This is a genomic window from uncultured Mesonia sp., assembly GCA_947499595.1.
GTDB classification, from domain to species: Bacteria; Bacteroidota; Bacteroidia; order Flavobacteriales; family Flavobacteriaceae; genus Mesonia; species Mesonia sediminis.
On the sequence record CANMOY010000005.1, the window covers coordinates 52159 to 67609 of the forward strand.

Consider the following 15451-nt stretch of genomic DNA (forward strand, 5'->3'; position numbering starts at 1 on the left):
ATATTGACTAAATTTGTAGAACAACAAAAATATAAATTATGGCATTAGAACTTACAGACGCAAATTTTGAAGAAAAAGTATTAAATAGCGACAAGCCCGTATTAGTTGATTTCTGGGCAGCATGGTGTGGACCTTGTAGAATGGTTGGACCTGTAATTGATGAAATCAGTAAAGAATATGAAGGGAAAGCAGTTGTTGGAAAGGTAGACGTAGATGCAAATACAGAGTTTGCTGCTAAGTATGGTGTAAGAAATATACCTACCGTTTTAGTTTTTAACAAAGGGGAATTAGTAGGAAGACAAGTAGGAGTTTCTCCAAAAGATACTTACACTAAAGCAATTGACGAGCTTTTATAATTTTTATCTTTAATTCATAAAAAAGGTTTAGCTTATCGGCTAAACCTTTTTTATTTTTATTAAATTGTTGGGCTATGAATTTACAAGAACAGATACAAAACGGGCCCGGTTTTGGGCGTCTAGATTTGCTGGCTAAAAAAGTAGTTGAAGGCTTTATATCGGGGCTACATGCGAGTCCGTTTCACGGCTTTTCAGCCGAGTTTGCAGAACATACGCTTTACCATCCTGGGCAGAGTACGAAGCACATTGATTGGAAACTCTATGCCAAAACCGATAGGTTATACACCAAAAAGTATGAAGAAGAGACCAATTTGCGTTGTCACGTAATCATTGATCAATCGAGCTCCATGCACTATCCGACTTTAAAAAAGCAAAGTTTAAGCGAGTACAACAAAATTGGTTTTGCAGCCTTAGCCACGGCATCTTTAATGCAATTATTCAAAAAACAACGCGACGCTATGGGGCTTAGTCTTTACAGCGATGCCTACGATTTTTACCTGCCTGAGAAAGGAAGTGAACGGCATTTTCAACTGCTTTTACATCAATTGGAGCAAATGCTTACCCCTAGCTCAAGCCGCAAAAAAACCGCCACCTATGAGGTTTTACATCAAATTGCCGAAAAGGTAAAACGTCGTTCCTTGATATTTCTCTTTACCGATTTATTACAAGCCCACGAAGATCAAGAACAACTCCTGGCTGCTTTACGGCATTTGAATCACAATAAACATGAACTCGTTGTGTTTCATACTTTAGAAGCCTCAAAAGAAATGGATTTTGATTTTGAAGATACTCCTAAGAAATTTACCGATGTAGAAACCGGTGAGGAATTGGCGGTTTACCCCTCTCAATTACAGGAAGCCTATCGCCAACAGATGAAAAGTTACCAGAATCTGTTTAAACAAATGTGTTTAAAAAACAAGATACAGTACCAAACTGTAGATATTCAAAAAGATCTGCATAAAATACTGATTACTTATTTAATTGAACGACAAGGCTTTAAATGATTTTATTGAAAAAAATACAAAAAAAGCTGTGTTTTTTTTTGCACGAACCATAAAAGCACTTATATTTGCACTCGCAATTGCGCTGAAGCTTTGAAGAAGCGCAATACAGACAAGACAAAGTCTAAAAAATGAGTTACGGTCTGGTAGTTCAGTTGGTTAGAATACCTGCCTGTCACGCAGGGGGTCGCGAGTTCGAGTCTCGTCCAGACCGCAATAAAAAAAGCTTCAATTTTCATTGAGGCTTTTTTTTGCGAAGTTGTGTTGTGTATGTCAAGCGATTGTTTGGCATCTCGGTTTAAGTAGTTAAACCAATGAAGAGCTTTTCCTTTCTTTTAAGGAGAGGCTTTTTTTAGTTTTTATGATCAAATATTTTGTTTATATAATCTACTCGAAGTCCTATGATAGCTACTATCGTGGATATTCAACGCAACCAGAAAAACGTCTAAACCAACACAACGAAAACAAAGGCCGATTCACCAAAAATAAAGGACCCTGGGTTTTAGTTTTTCTACAATCTTTTTCTACTAAACGAGAAGCTTTGATTCGAGAAAGAAAAATCAAGAAGTACAGTAAATCTCAAAACATACAATTAATAGCATCAACAAAAAATGAACTGATATAGAATACCTGCCGGTCATCCCCAAGTAAACTTGGGGACGAGTTCGAGTCTTCCCCTAAAGATTTGGCGACAATAAAAAAAGCTTCAATTTTCATTGAGGCTTTTTTTTGCGAAGTTGTGTTGCGTATGTCAAGCGATTGTTTGGCATCTCGGTTTAAGTAGTATACCAATTTAATTTTATAATGTTTTCCAGAAAACGCAGTTGCTTTTTTGTTCTATGACGCTATGAATGATTTGCATAGCTTTTGCTATGGAAATTATGAATAAGAAAATAGAACGGAAAATGAACAAGTTTGAAGATGACATTATATTGTTTAATTGGTATGTAACCAATGAAGAGCTTTTCCTTTCTTTTAAGGAGAGGCTTTTTTTAGTTTAGGGCTGATAAAGTTAAAAGTCAACTTTTAAGGGGATCAAGGACATTTTGGATCAAGAACATTTTCAGGGTTTTTAAGCAAATAATTTTTCGAGACGAAATAAGAAAAATTCGAGTTTTCTTACTCTTGTTAATTATACTTTTCAGACTATTATAAACACAAAAAAAACCTCCAAATGGAGGTTTTTTAATTTTTATAAATGTGCAGTATTTTACTGAGCCGAACAAGGCAGCGCATCAATTTTATCTTGAATACTACCATCTTCATCCCCACAAGCTGCTTTTTCTTGCTCTAAGGCCACCGCATACTGTTGGCAAATGGCGGAGTAATTTGGATTATTAGGGTTGGTGTTTTCAAATAACACCCTAGATTGGTTTGATGTGGTTTGCGCTTCTTCGCAGGTAACGCTAGGTTCTGGACCTGGCTCTTCTCCTCCTCCTACACTAGTAAAAGGAACCTCAAAGAAATAACCCTTAGAAAAGTTTAGCGTATCCCCATCTATTTCAGAAATGGCATTGAAGTAAAACTCACCAGATACACTTCCATTTTCGTTACGGGTAATGCTAATCATTCCCTCACCGTTAGCTTCTGAGGTGGTAAAGAACTCTCCGTCAAAAGTCATAAAACTAGCCGAATTTCTACCTTCTGGTGTTATCAAGTAATTACCAACTTTAAAATTCTCTGTGTTTAAAGTAATGGTTTCATCGGCTGTGTTCCCCACAATTTGCAGTGAATTATCGGTAGCTACATCAGCATAAGAAGTAGAGGTTCTAAAAAAGACGCCTTCTAATTCTCCTTGAATAGAGGGAGCATTAGATTCTACATCATCGCCACAGCTCACTAAAAACAAAGCCATTAAATTAAGTAAGAAAAATTTTTTCATAAGTTTAAAGTTATTGGGTACACCTGCAAATTTATAATAAAAATTAAGAACTAAATTAATCGCAGAAAAAAAATATCTCGTATCTTTGCCAAATTATTAATAATCGAGGTCGAGAACCTCAAAATTTAATTTTTATGTCAGTAAAAATAAGATTACAAAGACACGGTAAAAAAGGTAAGCCTTTTTACTGGATCGTTGCAGCAGATGCACGTGCTAAAAGAGATGGTAAATACTTAGAAAAAATTGGTATTTACAACCCGGTTTCTAATCCGGCTACTATCGAATTAAACGTAGACAAAGCTGTAGAGTGGCTTCAAAACGGAGCTCAACCCACAAGCACAGCAAGAAACATTCTTTCTTACAAAGGTGCTTTATTAAAAAACCATTTAATGGTAGGTGTTCGTAAAGGTGCTTTAACCGAAGAAGAAGCAGAGAAGAAATTCAACGCTTGGTTAGAAGATAAAGCAAACCGTATCGATGCCAAAAAAGATTCTATCTCAAAAGCCGACCAAGAAGCTAAAGCTCAAGCGCTTGCTGCAGAAAAAGAGGTAAATGAGAAGCGCGAAGCAGAAGCAAAAGCCGCTGTAGATGAAGCCGAAGCTGCCGCAAAGGCTGCCGAAGCAGAAGCTCAGGCCGAAGAAGCTAGCGAAGAAACAGAAGAGACTAAAGAAGATTAATTTTACTTGCTTACGGTATGCGTAAAGAAGATTGTTTTTATGTAGGCAAAATCGTAAGTAAATTTAGTTTTAAGGGAGAGGTACTGGTTAAACTAGACACCGATGATCCCGAAAGTTTTCTTGAAATGGAATCAATCCTTGTAGAAAAACACAAGCGATTGATTCCATTTTTTATTGAAAAATCCTCCCTACAAAAAAGTCAGCTGCTACGCCTCAAATTAGAAGACGTGAATAACGAGGAAGATGCCGATGCCTTACTAAAAAAAGAAGTTTACCTCCCTCTAAATTTTTTACCCGAATTAAAAGAGGACCAGTTTTACTATCACGAAATCATTGGTTTTGAGGTAATCGACAATCAATTAGGGCCTATTGGTAAGATTACGGGTGTAAATGATACCACCGCTCAAGCCCTGTTCGAGATCTCCTTTCAAGGTAAAGAAATCTTAGTTCCTATTCACGATCATTTCTTGAAGCAGGTAGACAAAGTCAATAAAAAAATACATCTAGAAACTCCTCCCGGTTTATTAGATTTGTATTTGTAATTCGCTTTAAGCGGATTTATTAACTTAACCGCAAAGCGTATGAACCCCGAAAGAGCATTTAAATTTAAAGCATTTAGTGTAGCGCAAGACCGCTGTGCTATGAAAATTGGCACAGATGGCGTATTGCTGGGTGCTTGGGCAAGCATTTCCCAAAATCCTTTTTCTGTACTCGATATTGGGGCAGGAACTGGTGTCATCGCTTTGATGCTAGCACAACGAAGCAACGCAGAAATCATAGACGCCATTGAAATCGAAGCAAATGCTTATGAGCAATGTGTCGATAATTTTGAAGCCAGTGACTGGAACGACCGACTTTTTTGTTATCACGCTAGCTTAGATGAATTTGCAGCCGAAATAGAAGACACCTATGATTTAATTGTGAGTAATCCACCGTTTTATGAAGAAAACTACAAATCAAAAAATACCTCGCGCAACCAAGCCCGTTTTACAGATGCTCTTCCTTTTCAAGAGTTATTAAAACACACTTCCCAATTACTTTCAGAAGAGGGTATTTTTTGCACCATTATTCCGTTTAAACATTTTGATGCTTTCCTCGCTTTCGCGGAATCAGAGCAACTGCATCTACAAAAAGTAACTTTTGTAAAAGGCAATAAAGACAGTCCCATCAAACGCTGTTTGCTACAGTTTGGTTTCACCTCAGAGCAAACACCAGAAAAAGACGAGTTGACTATAGAGACCAAAAGGCATCAGTACACCCAAGCCTATAAAAAGCTAGTACAAGATTTTTATTTGAAAATGTAAGGCAAGAGAAGTTTAGTTTACTGTTTTGTGTTTTATATGGCAGATTTATTTGATTTATTTGCTGTTAAATAAAGATTCTTTATATGCGTTTTATAACAAATTACTTTAGAAGCAAAAAATGAATTTGGTTATTGCTTCTGGCAGGAATACTTTTCTGTCAGTTTTTTATAATAAAGGCAATATGGCTTAATATGGGTAAAAGCTACCTTTATGATTTTGAAATTATAAAATCAAACCTAGATTTTCGCCTATGTTCTTCTTATACCTATATTTGAAGAGCTAGCATTTTGCGGGACATTGATCAAAAACAAGTATATTAAGGCAATTAGTCTTCTATGCTTTTTGATTCTAATGGTTATCCTATTTCATGAAAGTCTCTACGATTGATTCACGTGGTTGTTCTTCACTTTAATGCTGTCGATATATTTATCACCTAATTTTAAAGCAAAATATTCTGCTAATTTTCAAATCGCAATCTTCGCCTTAATCAATAGCCTTTTATTTGCATTTCTTCATTTTGCTGATGACATTTTGAATTGGGAGAATTTATTTATTAGCTACAGTTTTTTTGCTTAGTTGGTTAACCCTTAATTATTCTATTACTCTTGCTATTTTATTTAACATATTAAACAATATAAAAGCCACCTTAAGTGATGTTTCCTTTACAAATCATGAAGTAAAAGCAAGAGAGTATAAAAACAACACCTCGGTAAAATGGCGTGAAAAATCACTTTTTAATATCGATTACCCCTAGGCTAAGGTTAACGATACAAGCTATATTTATAATGCTGCAGAGATTAATTCTTTTACCCAAGAAGATTCTTTGAAAAAATACATTCCACCAAAAGAATTAGGTAAATATAAAATTGAAATTACAAGTGACACCCTTATTGCCAATGAGCTTTTCTTTGAAGTTATGACTGATCTTAATATACTTAAAAAAATAAAAGATTAACTAAAAATGGTTTGGTTTTCCCCTAGCGGATTTCCTAAAATAACCCATAAGCAAAGAATTTTCTTTCTTAAAGTCAAAATTTTAATACAACTTATAGCGAATTAAGATTGGTCTGGAAAGAGCACATTCGCTTAAATACCTTTACTGCAAAGCACTAATTTATTCAACCCATTTTATTGCCCAGTCGGCTTGATTTGGTTAACTTTACGGCTACCAAAAAAACAAAATAAACCTATGAAACCCGATTTATTTCAAGCCCCTGATTATTACCAAATAGATGATTTGCTTAGCGACGAACACAAAATGGTACGTACTGCCGCCCGAGACTGGGTTAAAAAAGAGGTGTCGCCAATTATAGAAGATGCCGCTCAAAAGGCAGAATTCCCAAAATCAATTATTAAAGGTCTAGCCGAAATTGGTGCTTTTGGTCCTTATATTCCGGCTGAGTATGGCGGTGCGGGCTTAGATCAAATTTCATACGGCTTAATCATGCAAGAAATTGAACGAGGAGACAGTGGTGTGCGTTCTACGGCCTCGGTGCAATCTTCTTTGGTGATGTACCCTATTTTTAAATACGGTACCGAAGAGCAACGTCAAAAGTATTTACCCAAATTGGCCAGTGGCGAATGGATGGGAAGTTTTGGTCTTACTGAACCTGACCACGGATCTAACCCTGGAGGGATGACTACCAACTACAAAGATATGGGCGACCATTATTTATTAAATGGAGCCAAAATGTGGATTTCTAACTCGCCATTTTGTGACGTAGCCGTAGTATGGGCTAAAAATGAAGAAGGCCGCATTCACGGACTTATAGTAGAGCGTGGTATGGAAGGCTTTAGTACTCCCGAAACACATAATAAATGGTCGCTTCGTGCATCTGCCACCGGAGAGCTTATATTTCAAGACGTAAAAGTACCTAAAGAGAATTTATTACCCAATAAATCTGGTTTAGGGGCTCCACTTGGTTGTTTAGATTCTGCTCGATACGGAATTTCGTGGGGCGCAATTGGTGCCGCAATGGATTGCTATGATACGGCTTTGCGCTATGCCAAAGAGCGTATACAATTTGGTAAACCTATTGCCAGCTTTCAGTTGCAACAAAAGAAGCTTGCCGAAATGATTACCGAAATTACCAAGGCTCAACTAATGGCTTTGCGTTTGGGACAACTTAAAAACGAAGATCGAGCGACTACAGCGCAAATATCAATGGCCAAAAGAAACAATGTTGAAATGGCTATTAATATTGCACGTGAAGCTAGACAAATGCTAGGTGGCATGGGAATAACAGGAGAATACAGCATAATGCGTCATATGATGAATTTAGAAAGTGTTATCACCTACGAAGGAACGCACGATATTCACCTTTTAATTACCGGTGCCGATATAACAGGAATCCCAGCTTTTAAATAGTCGAATCTTACATAAAACCTAAATAAAGAGGCAAGGCTGAAACCCTTGCCTCTTGTTTATGTGCTTATTGGTGGAAATATAATTTAATAGAGCAGCTGATAAAATATAGAAGAATCACTTTTTAGGTCTCCATAAAATAAAAAGGTCGTTATTTTTTAATAACGACCTTTATAAAATTCCATATTTATTTCAGTCAATCACCAACAAAAGTGGTAGTTAAGACTCTGGTGCTAATTCTATTTCTAATCCCTCCATCTCTGGAGTAAGTTGTATTTGACAACCCAAACGGCTGTTTTCTTTCGTATAAAATGCTTCCGAGAGCATGGCTTCTTCATCATCCTGCATATCTGGCAACTCAATTTGAGGCGTTAAAATATAGCATTGGCAAGAGGCACACATGGCCATTCCTCCGCAAACACCAATAGTACCTTCAGGAGCCAACTCATACGAACGAACTAGCTCCATAATGTTCATATTCATATCGGTTGGGGCTACCACTTCGTGTTTTTGACCCTCACGATCTGTAATAATTATATTTATATCTGGATTCATAACTTAATTTATTGCCTTTACTACAGCTTTGGGGGCTTCTTTTTTGCTACCATCAAAACCAGTAACTCCTCCTACAGTTGTATATTTCATTACGTATTTTTTATCGGGAAAAATACGTTGGTATGCACTTTGGCACATTAGAGTAGCTTCGTGAAAACCACAAAGAATCAGTTTTAATTTACCAGGATAGGTATTTACATCGCCAATAGCGTATATACCAGGAATATTGGTTTGGTAATCGAGGCTATTGTCAACCTTAATCGCATTTTTCTCTATTTCTAATCCCCAATCAGCTATAGGTCCAAGTTTTGGAGACAAGCCAAAGAGAGGAATAAACTCATCTACTGGCAACCAAAATTCTTCTTTCGCCTCGTTGCTTTTTCTTATAAGTACCGCCTCGAGATGGTTTTCACCTTCCAACTGTACAATTTCGGCTGGGGTAATCAAATTGATTTTTCCCAAATCTTTTAATTCCTTCACCTTATCAACAGAATCTAAAGCCCCTCTAAATTCATTTCTTCGGTGCACTAAAGTCACCTCTTCTGCCACATCGGCTAAGAAGATACACCAATCTAAAGCCGAATCGCCACCCCCTGCGATGACTACTTTTTTATCACGGTAAAACTCGGGGTCTTTAATCATATAGCGAACGCCTTTATCTTCGTAATGCCCTAAATTTTCAATCAAGGGTTTACGAGGCTCAAAACTACCTAGACCACCTGCAATAGCCACCACGGGAGCGTGGTGTTTTGTACCTTTATTGGTTGTTACGATAAAAGTACCATCGTCTAATTTTTCGATGGTATCTGCACGTTCTCCCAGCGTAAAACCGGGTTCAAAAGGTTTGATTTGCTCCATCAAGTTATCTACTAAATCTCCGGCTAAAACCTCGGGAAAAGCTGGAATATCGTAAATAGGTTTTTTGGGATATATTTCTGCACATTGCCCGCCAGGCTGTGGCAAAGCATCTATCAAGTGGCATTTTAATTTGAGTAAACCGGCTTCAAATACGGTAAAAAGTCCGGTTGGACCTGCACCGATTATAAGAATATCTGTTTTAATCATAGCTTATTTAATCGCTTAGTACTTTATACAAAATTAGCGGTTATAGATTTGACAAAGAATGACAATTATCAATTTGATAATTCGGGAGCAACGTTGATTACTTTATCAATTTGCGGAGCATATTTTTTGATGGTCATTTCTACTCCAGATTTTAAAGTCATTTGATTTACACTACAACCCACGCAAGCTCCTTCAAGTTGCACGCGCACTATATTTTCTTTTTCGTCGATATCAAGCAAAGAAATATCTCCCCCGTCATTCTTTAAGAAAGGTCTAATTTCTTCTAGTGCCTTTTCTACCTTTTTCCTAAGTTCTAAATTCATTCTCTTTCCTATTTTTTTACAGCACTGCAACCTGCCATAGTGGTTATTTTGATAGCTTCGGTAGGTGGCAATCCTTCGTTTCTTGCTACGGTTTCTTGCACTACCTGCTTGGTAATAGCCTCAATTGCTTGAGCGCTTGGCGTTTCTTTCTGTAACGCAGCCGGTCTACCTATGTCGCCAGCTTCACGAATACTTTGCACCAACGGAAGTTCTCCTAAAAAAGGAATTTCTAGGTCTTCTGCTAAGTTTTTAGCTCCGTGTTTTCCGAAGATGTAATATTTATTGTCTGGTAATTCTTCAGGCGTAAAATAGGCCATATTTTCAACTATACCGATAACAGGAACATTGATACTTTCTTGTCTGAACATCGCCACACCCTTTTTTGCATCGGCCAATGCTACATTTTGCGGTGTGCTTACCATTACTGCTCCTGTAATAGGTAAAGATTGCATGATAGACAAGTGGATATCTCCTGTACCTGGAGGCAAATCGATTAAAAGAAAATCAAGCTCACCCCAATCGGCATCAAAGATCATTTGGTTTAAAGCTTTCGCCGCCATAGGTCCGCGCCAGATTACCGCTTGGTTGGGTTGGGTAAAAAATCCTATTGAAAGAATTTTTACTCCGTGATTTTCAACTGGCTTCATCTTAGATTTACCATTGACTTGTACAGACAGCGGTCTTTCGCGTTCTACGTCAAACATAATGGTTGCCGAAGGGCCATAAATATCCGCGTCAAGCAGACCCACTTTAAATCCTTTACTGGCTAAACTAACCGCTAGGTTAGCGGTAACAGTAGATTTACCTACCCCACCTTTACCAGATGCCACCGCAACAATATTTTTAATACCGGGTATAGGTTTACCTTTAATTTCATTTTTTGGTTTAGAAGGAGCGTTTACTTTCACGTTCACTTTTACCTTAGCTTTGGCATACACATGTTCATGAATTGCCTTCATCACATCTACCTCTGCTCGTTTTTTTATGTGCAAAGCCGGTGTGGTCAACTCAAGATCGACCACAACCTCATCACCAAAAGTAACGATGTTCTTTACTGCACCACTCTCTACCATATTTTGGCCTTCACCAGAAACGCTTATTTTTTCTAGGGCCTTATAAATATCTTGTTTATTTAATTTCATGAAGTATATCTATTTTATAATGAGCACTTAATTTGGATTAAGTCTAAATGCAAATATAAGATTTAAGCTTCTAACTATAAAGCCCTTTAAGAGGCATTTATTAATTATCTAAAGACAACATAGGAGGCTGCCAAAAATACTTTTGAAAGTTATGCACTTGGTTGTTTTTAACGCTAATTCCTTCTGCTTCAAGCTGGGCTTGCATGGCTTGAGAACCCATAAAATGAGCTTTACCTGTGAGCATTCCGTTTCTATTGACTACACGATGAGCTGGAATATCTATATTGCCGGCACTGGCATTTAAAGCATAACCTACCACCCGAGCACTTTTAGGCGAACCAATAGCTTTGGCTATGGCGCCATAGGAGGTTACTCGCCCGTAGGGTATTTGACGAGTCATATGGTAAACGCGTTCATAAAAATCGCTTTGCGCCATAGTTTTTTACTTAATAAAAAATTCGGAGTAAAGTAATTACGACCAAAATAAACATTAATCCAGCCATAAAGTAATTGCTGTATTTAGAGAAAGACTGATTGTGTTTTTCTATTTTCATAAAAGAAACCACATACATATACAAAGTAGTGAAAGTTCCTAAACTGGCAGCTAAAGCAAAAAGAACTATGGTCGTACGGCTAAAATTAAAATCATCTGCGTGAAAGGCGGCACTTATGGTTACAAAATAGGGTATAGGAAACACGTTTACAGCAGCAATCATCATACCTTTTACCAGATTGCGGGTTGATTCTTGTTTTTTAAGGGCTACCTTTTTATTGGGTTTGCGTGCGGCTATAAAAAAATAAACGCCCATAATCAAGAAAACCACTAGACCTGCTCGCAAAATCATCTTTTGAACATAAGGATGATTAAATATGTATTTGGCCATTAGAATGGCTACCAAAGCTTGAAAAAAAACAACTAAGGAAGCTCCCACAGCTACCCGTAAACCACTGCGTTTACCTTTGTTAACACAAGTTTTTGCCACCGTCATATTAACTAATCCCGGAGGAATAACGCCCACCATGGCAGCAAAATAAGTGATTACAATAAATTGGGCCGTGTCTAACAAATCTTAGTTTATCTTAAATCGAATATACGTAATTGGTTTGTTTTTTTCAAGATATTGTTTTTCATAGAAGGTCTGTATACCTACCACTTCTGGTGCACTGTATTCATTTTTATACACATCGTGATTGGCTTCGATAATCTCGTGCCCTTCTCCGTGTAGTAGACCTAAAGTATAGCCGTGCATAAACTCACTATCTGTTTTAAGGTTTACAACGCCATCTTCTTTTAAAATTCCTTTATATTTCTGCAGAAATTCTGTATTGGTTAAGCGGTGCTTAGTACGCTTGTATTTTATTTGCGGATCTGGAAAGGTAATCCAAATTTCATCAACCTCTCCGGGTGCAAAAATTTGATCTATTAATTCGATTTGCGTACGTAAAAAACCAACCCGTGTGTTGTTTTCCGTTAAGGCGGTTTTGGCCCCACGCCAAAAACGCGCGCCTTTAATATCAATACCCAAGAAGTTTTTTTCGGGATACATCGCCGAGAGTCCTAAACAATATTCTCCTTTTCCACAACCTAATTCCAGCACTAAGGGTAAATCATTTTTAAAGAAATCTGATTTCCAATTGCCTTGGTATTTAAAGTTACCCGAGGTAATCTCTTCTCGACTTGGTTGTATTACATTTTCAAAACTTTCGTTTTCTCTAAATCTTTTTAATTTATTTTTGCTTCCCACTGCTGCATTAATTTTTGGCAAAATTAAACAAATTATACGCAGCTTTAAGAATTGTTTTCAATATTGCAGGATGTTGTATTTTTAAGCGATGCAAAAACCAAAAATTTTAGTAGTTGTTTTAAATTGGGGGCTGGGGCATGCCAGCCGCTGTATACCCTTAATCGCAGCACTCGAACAACAAGGTTTTGAACCTATTGTGGCTTCAGATGGCTTGGCTTTAGCTTTGCTCACAAAAAACTTTCCGCATCTTAAGTCTTATCGCTTGCAAGCTTACGAAGTACGCTATAGCCGAAAACCTGCCTTTTTAAAAGCCATCTTGGCTTTCCAGGTGTTTAGTTGGATTAAGAATAATTATTTTGATAAAAAACAGATTCTAGCCATACACAAAAAAGAAAAACTTTCTGGAGTAATTAGTGATAACCGACCCGGAGCGGTGCTATTGGGCATACCCAGTGTTTACCTCACCCATCAAACCAGTATTTTGGGCGCTGGCCAATCTATTGCCAATATGCTACACTGGCACGTCATTCGAGCACATTCGCATTGTTGGATTCCGGACTTCACGCATAAGTTGGCTTTTGCAGGAAAGCTGAGTCAACACAAAACCTCAAAACAAGTTAAGATAAAAAAAATCGGTTTATTAAGTCAGCTTAAAGCGGATACTCACCCCGTTGCGAAAAAACACATTTGCATACTATTGTCTGGCCCAGAGCCGCAGCGTAGTGAGTTAGAAGTCATTTTACTTAAGGCGATTGAATTTAGCAAAATACCCGTTGTTCTTATCCGCGGAAGCGATAAAAAATTAAAACTAGATAAAGTTCCTAACCACCTAGAAATAATTGATTTTGCTACTAGAACCGAAGTACAGCATGTTTTAGAACGCAGTCATTTTGTTATTGCCCGTTCTGGTTATAGTAGCTTGATGGATTTTTGCGCTTTAGGCCTTAAGGCATTTTTAATTCCCACACCGGGGCAACCCGAACAAAAGTATTTAGCAAGCTATTTCTCGAAGCAAGGCTGGGCGGCAAGTTGCACACAAGAGGCCTTTACATGGCGCAAATTAGAGGCACTAAAAAATATAAAAGGATTTCCTACTTTTGAGGCTCCCGATTTTAAAGCTTTGTTTTCGATTTTTCGAGCGTAAAAGAGAATTCACTGCCTGTTCCAAAATCGCTCTCTACGTAAATGCTTTCTTGATGTGCCTCGAGTATATGTTTGACTATAGCTAAACCTAGTCCTGCACCACCCTCTTTTCTAGATCCGCTTTTATCTATGCGGTAAAAACGTTCAAAAATGCGGTTAAGGTTTTCTTTCTGTATTCCTTCGCCATTATCTGTAATGCGCACAATCAATTTATTTTTCACCAAAGGTTCAATCGCTACTTCGGTAGTGCCTCCGTGTTTTCCATATTTTATCGAATTTACAAACAAATTGATTAAAACCTGTTGTATTTTATCTTTATTGGCACGCACATAAATAGGCGCATTATAGTCGGTATCAAAAGTAAAACTGATGTCTTTTTTATGGGCTTTCATTTCTAACAAATCGAATACATTCTGTATTAAAGCCACCAAATTAAAATCTTGTTTTTCTAATTGTATATCCTCCATCTCGAGCCGGGTGATCAAGTCGAGGTCTTTCACAATATAAACCAATCTGTCAACGCCTTTGCTTGCGCGTTGTAAGTATTTTTCACGAACTTTTTTGTCGTTAATCGCGCCATCTAATAGCGTTAAAATATAGCCTTGCACGGTAAAAAGCGGTGTTTTAAGCTCGTGAGAGATGTTACCCATAAACTCTTTGCGGTAATTTTCACGATCTTTTAAGGTCTCTATTTCAAGTTTTTTAACTTCGGCAAAATGCTCGAGTTCTTGAATTAGGGTATTCATATCGGTTGTGATTCTAGGACTTTTAATGGCAGAGCTTTCAATTAATTCAACCTTATCATAAACCTCTTTAACCCGTTTAAAGATGTAACTTTCTAACCGCAATTGAATCAGTAAAAAGGTGGTCACCCACGCGAGTACAAAAAACAGGATACTTGGCCCGATATGCACCTCGATATAAATGGCTTGTAGGAGCACTGCTAAGCCTAGCATTACTACACTAATGAGGCTGGCACTAGCGGTTGCAAATTTATAGGATTTTTGTATTTCTTTACCCATAGTTTTTTACACTACAAATTTATAGCCAACACCTTTGACGGTTTTAAAGCGCTTATCGCCCATTTTCTCGCGTAATTTCCTGATGTGCACATCTATGGTTCTCCCACCAACAACCACCTCGTTGCCCCAAACATTAGCTAGAATATCTTCGCGCTTAAAGACTTTTCCTGGTTTAGATGCGAGCAAAGCTAATAGTTCGAATTCTTTTCGGGGTAAAATCAATTCTTTTTTGCCTAGCATTACTTTATACTCTTCTTGATTGATGGTAATATCACCAATTTCTGTAATTCCCTGATCGCTATTTGAAGGTTGAGTTCGTCTCAATAAAGCCTTAACCTTACTCACCAGCACCTTAGGTTTTATAGGCTTGGTTATATAATCATCTGCTCCAGCATCAAAACCTGCCATTTGAGAATAGTCTTCTCCTCTAGCGGTAAGAAAACAAATCAAACTATCTTCTAATTGGGGCTCTTGACGAATTTTTTCGCAAGCCTCCATGCCGTCCATTTCGGGCATCATAACATCTAAAACAATTAATTGGGGTAGATGCTTTTTGGCTTTTCGAACTCCTTCTTTCCCGTTTTCAGCCGTCAACACTTGATACCCCTCTTGCTTTAAATTATAGCTTATGATTTCTAAAATATCGGGTTCATCATCGACTAACAGAATCTTTATATCACTTTTATTCATGTTTTATACAATATTTATGCTGGTGTAAAAATAGTTAAAATTAGGCTATCCACTTTGTTAAGAATTAACGTTACCAACTTAACATAGATAACCATTTGCTAACATAGGTTTAAAGATACTTAACAACGGGATAACTTTTTTCTTGTGATTATAAAATTTCTTTGCAGCGTAAATGAAAACT

The 15451-nt window shown here is 37.4% G+C and carries 19 protein-coding genes and 1 tRNA gene; 10 read left to right on the forward strand and 10 right to left on the reverse strand.

Going from position 1 to position 15451, the window contains the following annotated elements:
• Positions 1-38: 38 nt before the first annotated feature.
• From trxA to ACH2AZ_RS07345, 4 genes are all read left to right on the forward strand, one after another.
• Positions 39-356, forward strand: a complete 318-nt coding sequence (gene trxA, locus ACH2AZ_RS07330) for a thioredoxin (protein WP_379048076.1) — start codon at positions 39-41, stop codon at positions 354-356.
• 74 nt (positions 357-430) lie between these two features.
• Positions 431-1360 (forward strand): DUF58 domain-containing protein, encoded by a 930-nt coding sequence (locus ACH2AZ_RS07335; protein WP_394907306.1) that lies wholly within the window; start codon positions 431-433, stop codon positions 1358-1360.
• 137 nt (positions 1361-1497) lie between these two features.
• Positions 1498-1571, forward strand: a tRNA-Asp gene (locus ACH2AZ_RS07340).
• 147 nt (positions 1572-1718) lie between these two features.
• Complete coding sequence (locus ACH2AZ_RS07345; protein WP_394907307.1) at positions 1719-1982, forward strand: GIY-YIG nuclease family protein; 264 nt, start codon at positions 1719-1721, stop codon at positions 1980-1982.
• A 585-nt stretch (positions 1983-2567) separates the two neighbouring features.
• Here the strand turns inward: ACH2AZ_RS07345 and ACH2AZ_RS07350 are convergent.
• A complete protein-coding gene (locus ACH2AZ_RS07350) occupies positions 2568-3239 on the reverse strand; it encodes a DUF6252 family protein (protein ID WP_394907308.1) in 672 nt (223 codons plus the stop codon).
• A 134-nt stretch (positions 3240-3373) separates the two neighbouring features.
• Here ACH2AZ_RS07350 and ACH2AZ_RS07355 point away from each other — a divergent pair, with 134 nt between their 5' ends.
• From ACH2AZ_RS07355 to ACH2AZ_RS07375, 5 genes are all read left to right on the forward strand, one after another.
• Complete coding sequence (locus ACH2AZ_RS07355; protein ID WP_394907309.1) at positions 3374-3916, forward strand: 30S ribosomal protein S16; 543 nt, start codon at positions 3374-3376, stop codon at positions 3914-3916.
• Between the two features lie 17 nt (positions 3917-3933).
• A complete protein-coding gene (gene rimM, locus ACH2AZ_RS07360; RefSeq protein ID WP_394907310.1) occupies positions 3934-4458 on the forward strand; it encodes a ribosome maturation factor RimM in 525 nt (174 codons plus the stop codon).
• 39 nt (positions 4459-4497) lie between these two features.
• Positions 4498-5220 (forward strand): tRNA1(Val) (adenine(37)-N6)-methyltransferase, encoded by a 723-nt coding sequence (locus ACH2AZ_RS07365; RefSeq protein ID WP_394907311.1) that lies wholly within the window; start codon positions 4498-4500, stop codon positions 5218-5220.
• Positions 5221-6043: 823 nt separating this feature from the next.
• A complete protein-coding gene (locus ACH2AZ_RS07370; protein ID WP_394907312.1) occupies positions 6044-6175 on the forward strand; it encodes a hypothetical protein in 132 nt (43 codons plus the stop codon).
• A gap of 234 nt (positions 6176-6409) precedes the next feature.
• A complete protein-coding gene (locus ACH2AZ_RS07375) occupies positions 6410-7588 on the forward strand; it encodes an acyl-CoA dehydrogenase family protein (RefSeq protein WP_379048055.1) in 1179 nt (392 codons plus the stop codon).
• A gap of 216 nt (positions 7589-7804) precedes the next feature.
• On the opposite strand, the gene ACH2AZ_RS07380 is transcribed toward ACH2AZ_RS07375, so the two are convergent.
• The 7 genes from ACH2AZ_RS07380 to trmB form a co-directional block, all read right to left on the reverse strand.
• Positions 7805-8140: a ferredoxin gene (locus tag ACH2AZ_RS07380; protein ID WP_379048052.1), complete on the reverse strand. Its 336-nt coding sequence runs from the start codon at positions 8138-8140 to the stop codon at positions 7805-7807.
• Between the two features lie 3 nt (positions 8141-8143).
• Positions 8144-9205, reverse strand: coding sequence for an NAD(P)/FAD-dependent oxidoreductase (locus ACH2AZ_RS07385; protein WP_394907313.1), 1062 nt, complete (start codon positions 9203-9205; stop codon positions 8144-8146).
• Positions 9206-9273: 68 nt separating this feature from the next.
• A complete protein-coding gene (locus tag ACH2AZ_RS07390; RefSeq protein WP_147862316.1) occupies positions 9274-9528 on the reverse strand; it encodes a NifU family protein in 255 nt (84 codons plus the stop codon).
• 8 nt (positions 9529-9536) lie between these two features.
• A complete protein-coding gene (locus tag ACH2AZ_RS07395) occupies positions 9537-10670 on the reverse strand; it encodes a P-loop NTPase (RefSeq protein ID WP_394907314.1) in 1134 nt (377 codons plus the stop codon).
• Positions 10671-10770: 100 nt separating this feature from the next.
• Positions 10771-11106, reverse strand: coding sequence for an MGMT family protein (locus ACH2AZ_RS07400; RefSeq protein WP_394907315.1), 336 nt, complete (start codon positions 11104-11106; stop codon positions 10771-10773).
• A gap of 10 nt (positions 11107-11116) precedes the next feature.
• Positions 11117-11737, reverse strand: a complete 621-nt coding sequence (locus ACH2AZ_RS07405) for a LysE family translocator (RefSeq protein WP_394907316.1) — start codon at positions 11735-11737, stop codon at positions 11117-11119.
• A 3-nt stretch (positions 11738-11740) separates the two neighbouring features.
• On the reverse strand, positions 11741-12415 hold the full coding sequence (trmB, locus tag ACH2AZ_RS07410) for a tRNA (guanosine(46)-N7)-methyltransferase TrmB (RefSeq protein ID WP_394907440.1): 675 nt from the start codon (positions 12413-12415) through the stop codon (positions 11741-11743).
• An 88-nt stretch (positions 12416-12503) separates the two neighbouring features.
• Between trmB and ACH2AZ_RS07415 the strand changes: the two genes are divergently transcribed.
• On the forward strand, positions 12504-13559 hold the full coding sequence (locus tag ACH2AZ_RS07415; protein ID WP_394907317.1) for a glycosyltransferase: 1056 nt from the start codon (positions 12504-12506) through the stop codon (positions 13557-13559).
• Here ACH2AZ_RS07415 and ACH2AZ_RS07420 read toward each other — a convergent pair.
• Both ACH2AZ_RS07420 and ACH2AZ_RS07425 read right to left on the reverse strand, forming a co-directional pair.
• Entirely contained in the window at positions 13528-14580 is a 1053-nt protein-coding gene (locus ACH2AZ_RS07420) for a sensor histidine kinase (protein WP_394907318.1), read from the reverse strand. The genes ACH2AZ_RS07415 and ACH2AZ_RS07420 overlap by 32 nt on opposite strands.
• A gap of 6 nt (positions 14581-14586) precedes the next feature.
• On the reverse strand, positions 14587-15270 hold the full coding sequence (locus tag ACH2AZ_RS07425) for a response regulator transcription factor (RefSeq protein WP_379048031.1): 684 nt from the start codon (positions 15268-15270) through the stop codon (positions 14587-14589).
• Positions 15271-15451: the final 181 nt, after the last annotated feature.

Coding starts and splice junctions, on each gene's coding strand:
- trxA (WP_379048076.1), top strand. CDS start 39: ATGGCATTAGAACTTACAGACGCAAATTTTGAAGAAAAAGTATTAAAT.
- ACH2AZ_RS07335 (WP_394907306.1), top strand. CDS start 431: ATGAATTTACAAGAACAGATACAAAACGGGCCCGGTTTTGGGCGTCTA.
- ACH2AZ_RS07345 (WP_394907307.1), top strand. CDS start 1,719: ATGATCAAATATTTTGTTTATATAATCTACTCGAAGTCCTATGATAGC.
- ACH2AZ_RS07350 (WP_394907308.1), bottom strand. CDS start 3,239: ATGAAAAAATTTTTCTTACTTAATTTAATGGCTTTGTTTTTAGTGAGC.
- ACH2AZ_RS07355 (WP_394907309.1), top strand. CDS start 3,374: ATGTCAGTAAAAATAAGATTACAAAGACACGGTAAAAAAGGTAAGCCT.
- rimM (WP_394907310.1), top strand. CDS start 3,934: ATGCGTAAAGAAGATTGTTTTTATGTAGGCAAAATCGTAAGTAAATTT.
- ACH2AZ_RS07365 (WP_394907311.1), top strand. CDS start 4,498: ATGAACCCCGAAAGAGCATTTAAATTTAAAGCATTTAGTGTAGCGCAA.
- ACH2AZ_RS07375 (WP_379048055.1), top strand. CDS start 6,410: ATGAAACCCGATTTATTTCAAGCCCCTGATTATTACCAAATAGATGAT.
- ACH2AZ_RS07380 (WP_379048052.1), bottom strand. CDS start 8,140: ATGAATCCAGATATAAATATAATTATTACAGATCGTGAGGGTCAAAAA.
- ACH2AZ_RS07385 (WP_394907313.1), bottom strand. CDS start 9,205: ATGATTAAAACAGATATTCTTATAATCGGTGCAGGTCCAACCGGACTT.
- ACH2AZ_RS07390 (WP_147862316.1), bottom strand. CDS start 9,528: ATGAATTTAGAACTTAGGAAAAAGGTAGAAAAGGCACTAGAAGAAATT.
- ACH2AZ_RS07395 (WP_394907314.1), bottom strand. CDS start 10,670: ATGAAATTAAATAAACAAGATATTTATAAGGCCCTAGAAAAAATAAGC.
- ACH2AZ_RS07400 (WP_394907315.1), bottom strand. CDS start 11,106: ATGGCGCAAAGCGATTTTTATGAACGCGTTTACCATATGACTCGTCAA.
- ACH2AZ_RS07415 (WP_394907317.1), top strand. CDS start 12,504: ATGCAAAAACCAAAAATTTTAGTAGTTGTTTTAAATTGGGGGCTGGGG.
- ACH2AZ_RS07420 (WP_394907318.1), bottom strand. CDS start 14,580: ATGGGTAAAGAAATACAAAAATCCTATAAATTTGCAACCGCTAGTGCC.
- ACH2AZ_RS07425 (WP_379048031.1), bottom strand. CDS start 15,270: ATGAATAAAAGTGATATAAAGATTCTGTTAGTCGATGATGAACCCGAT.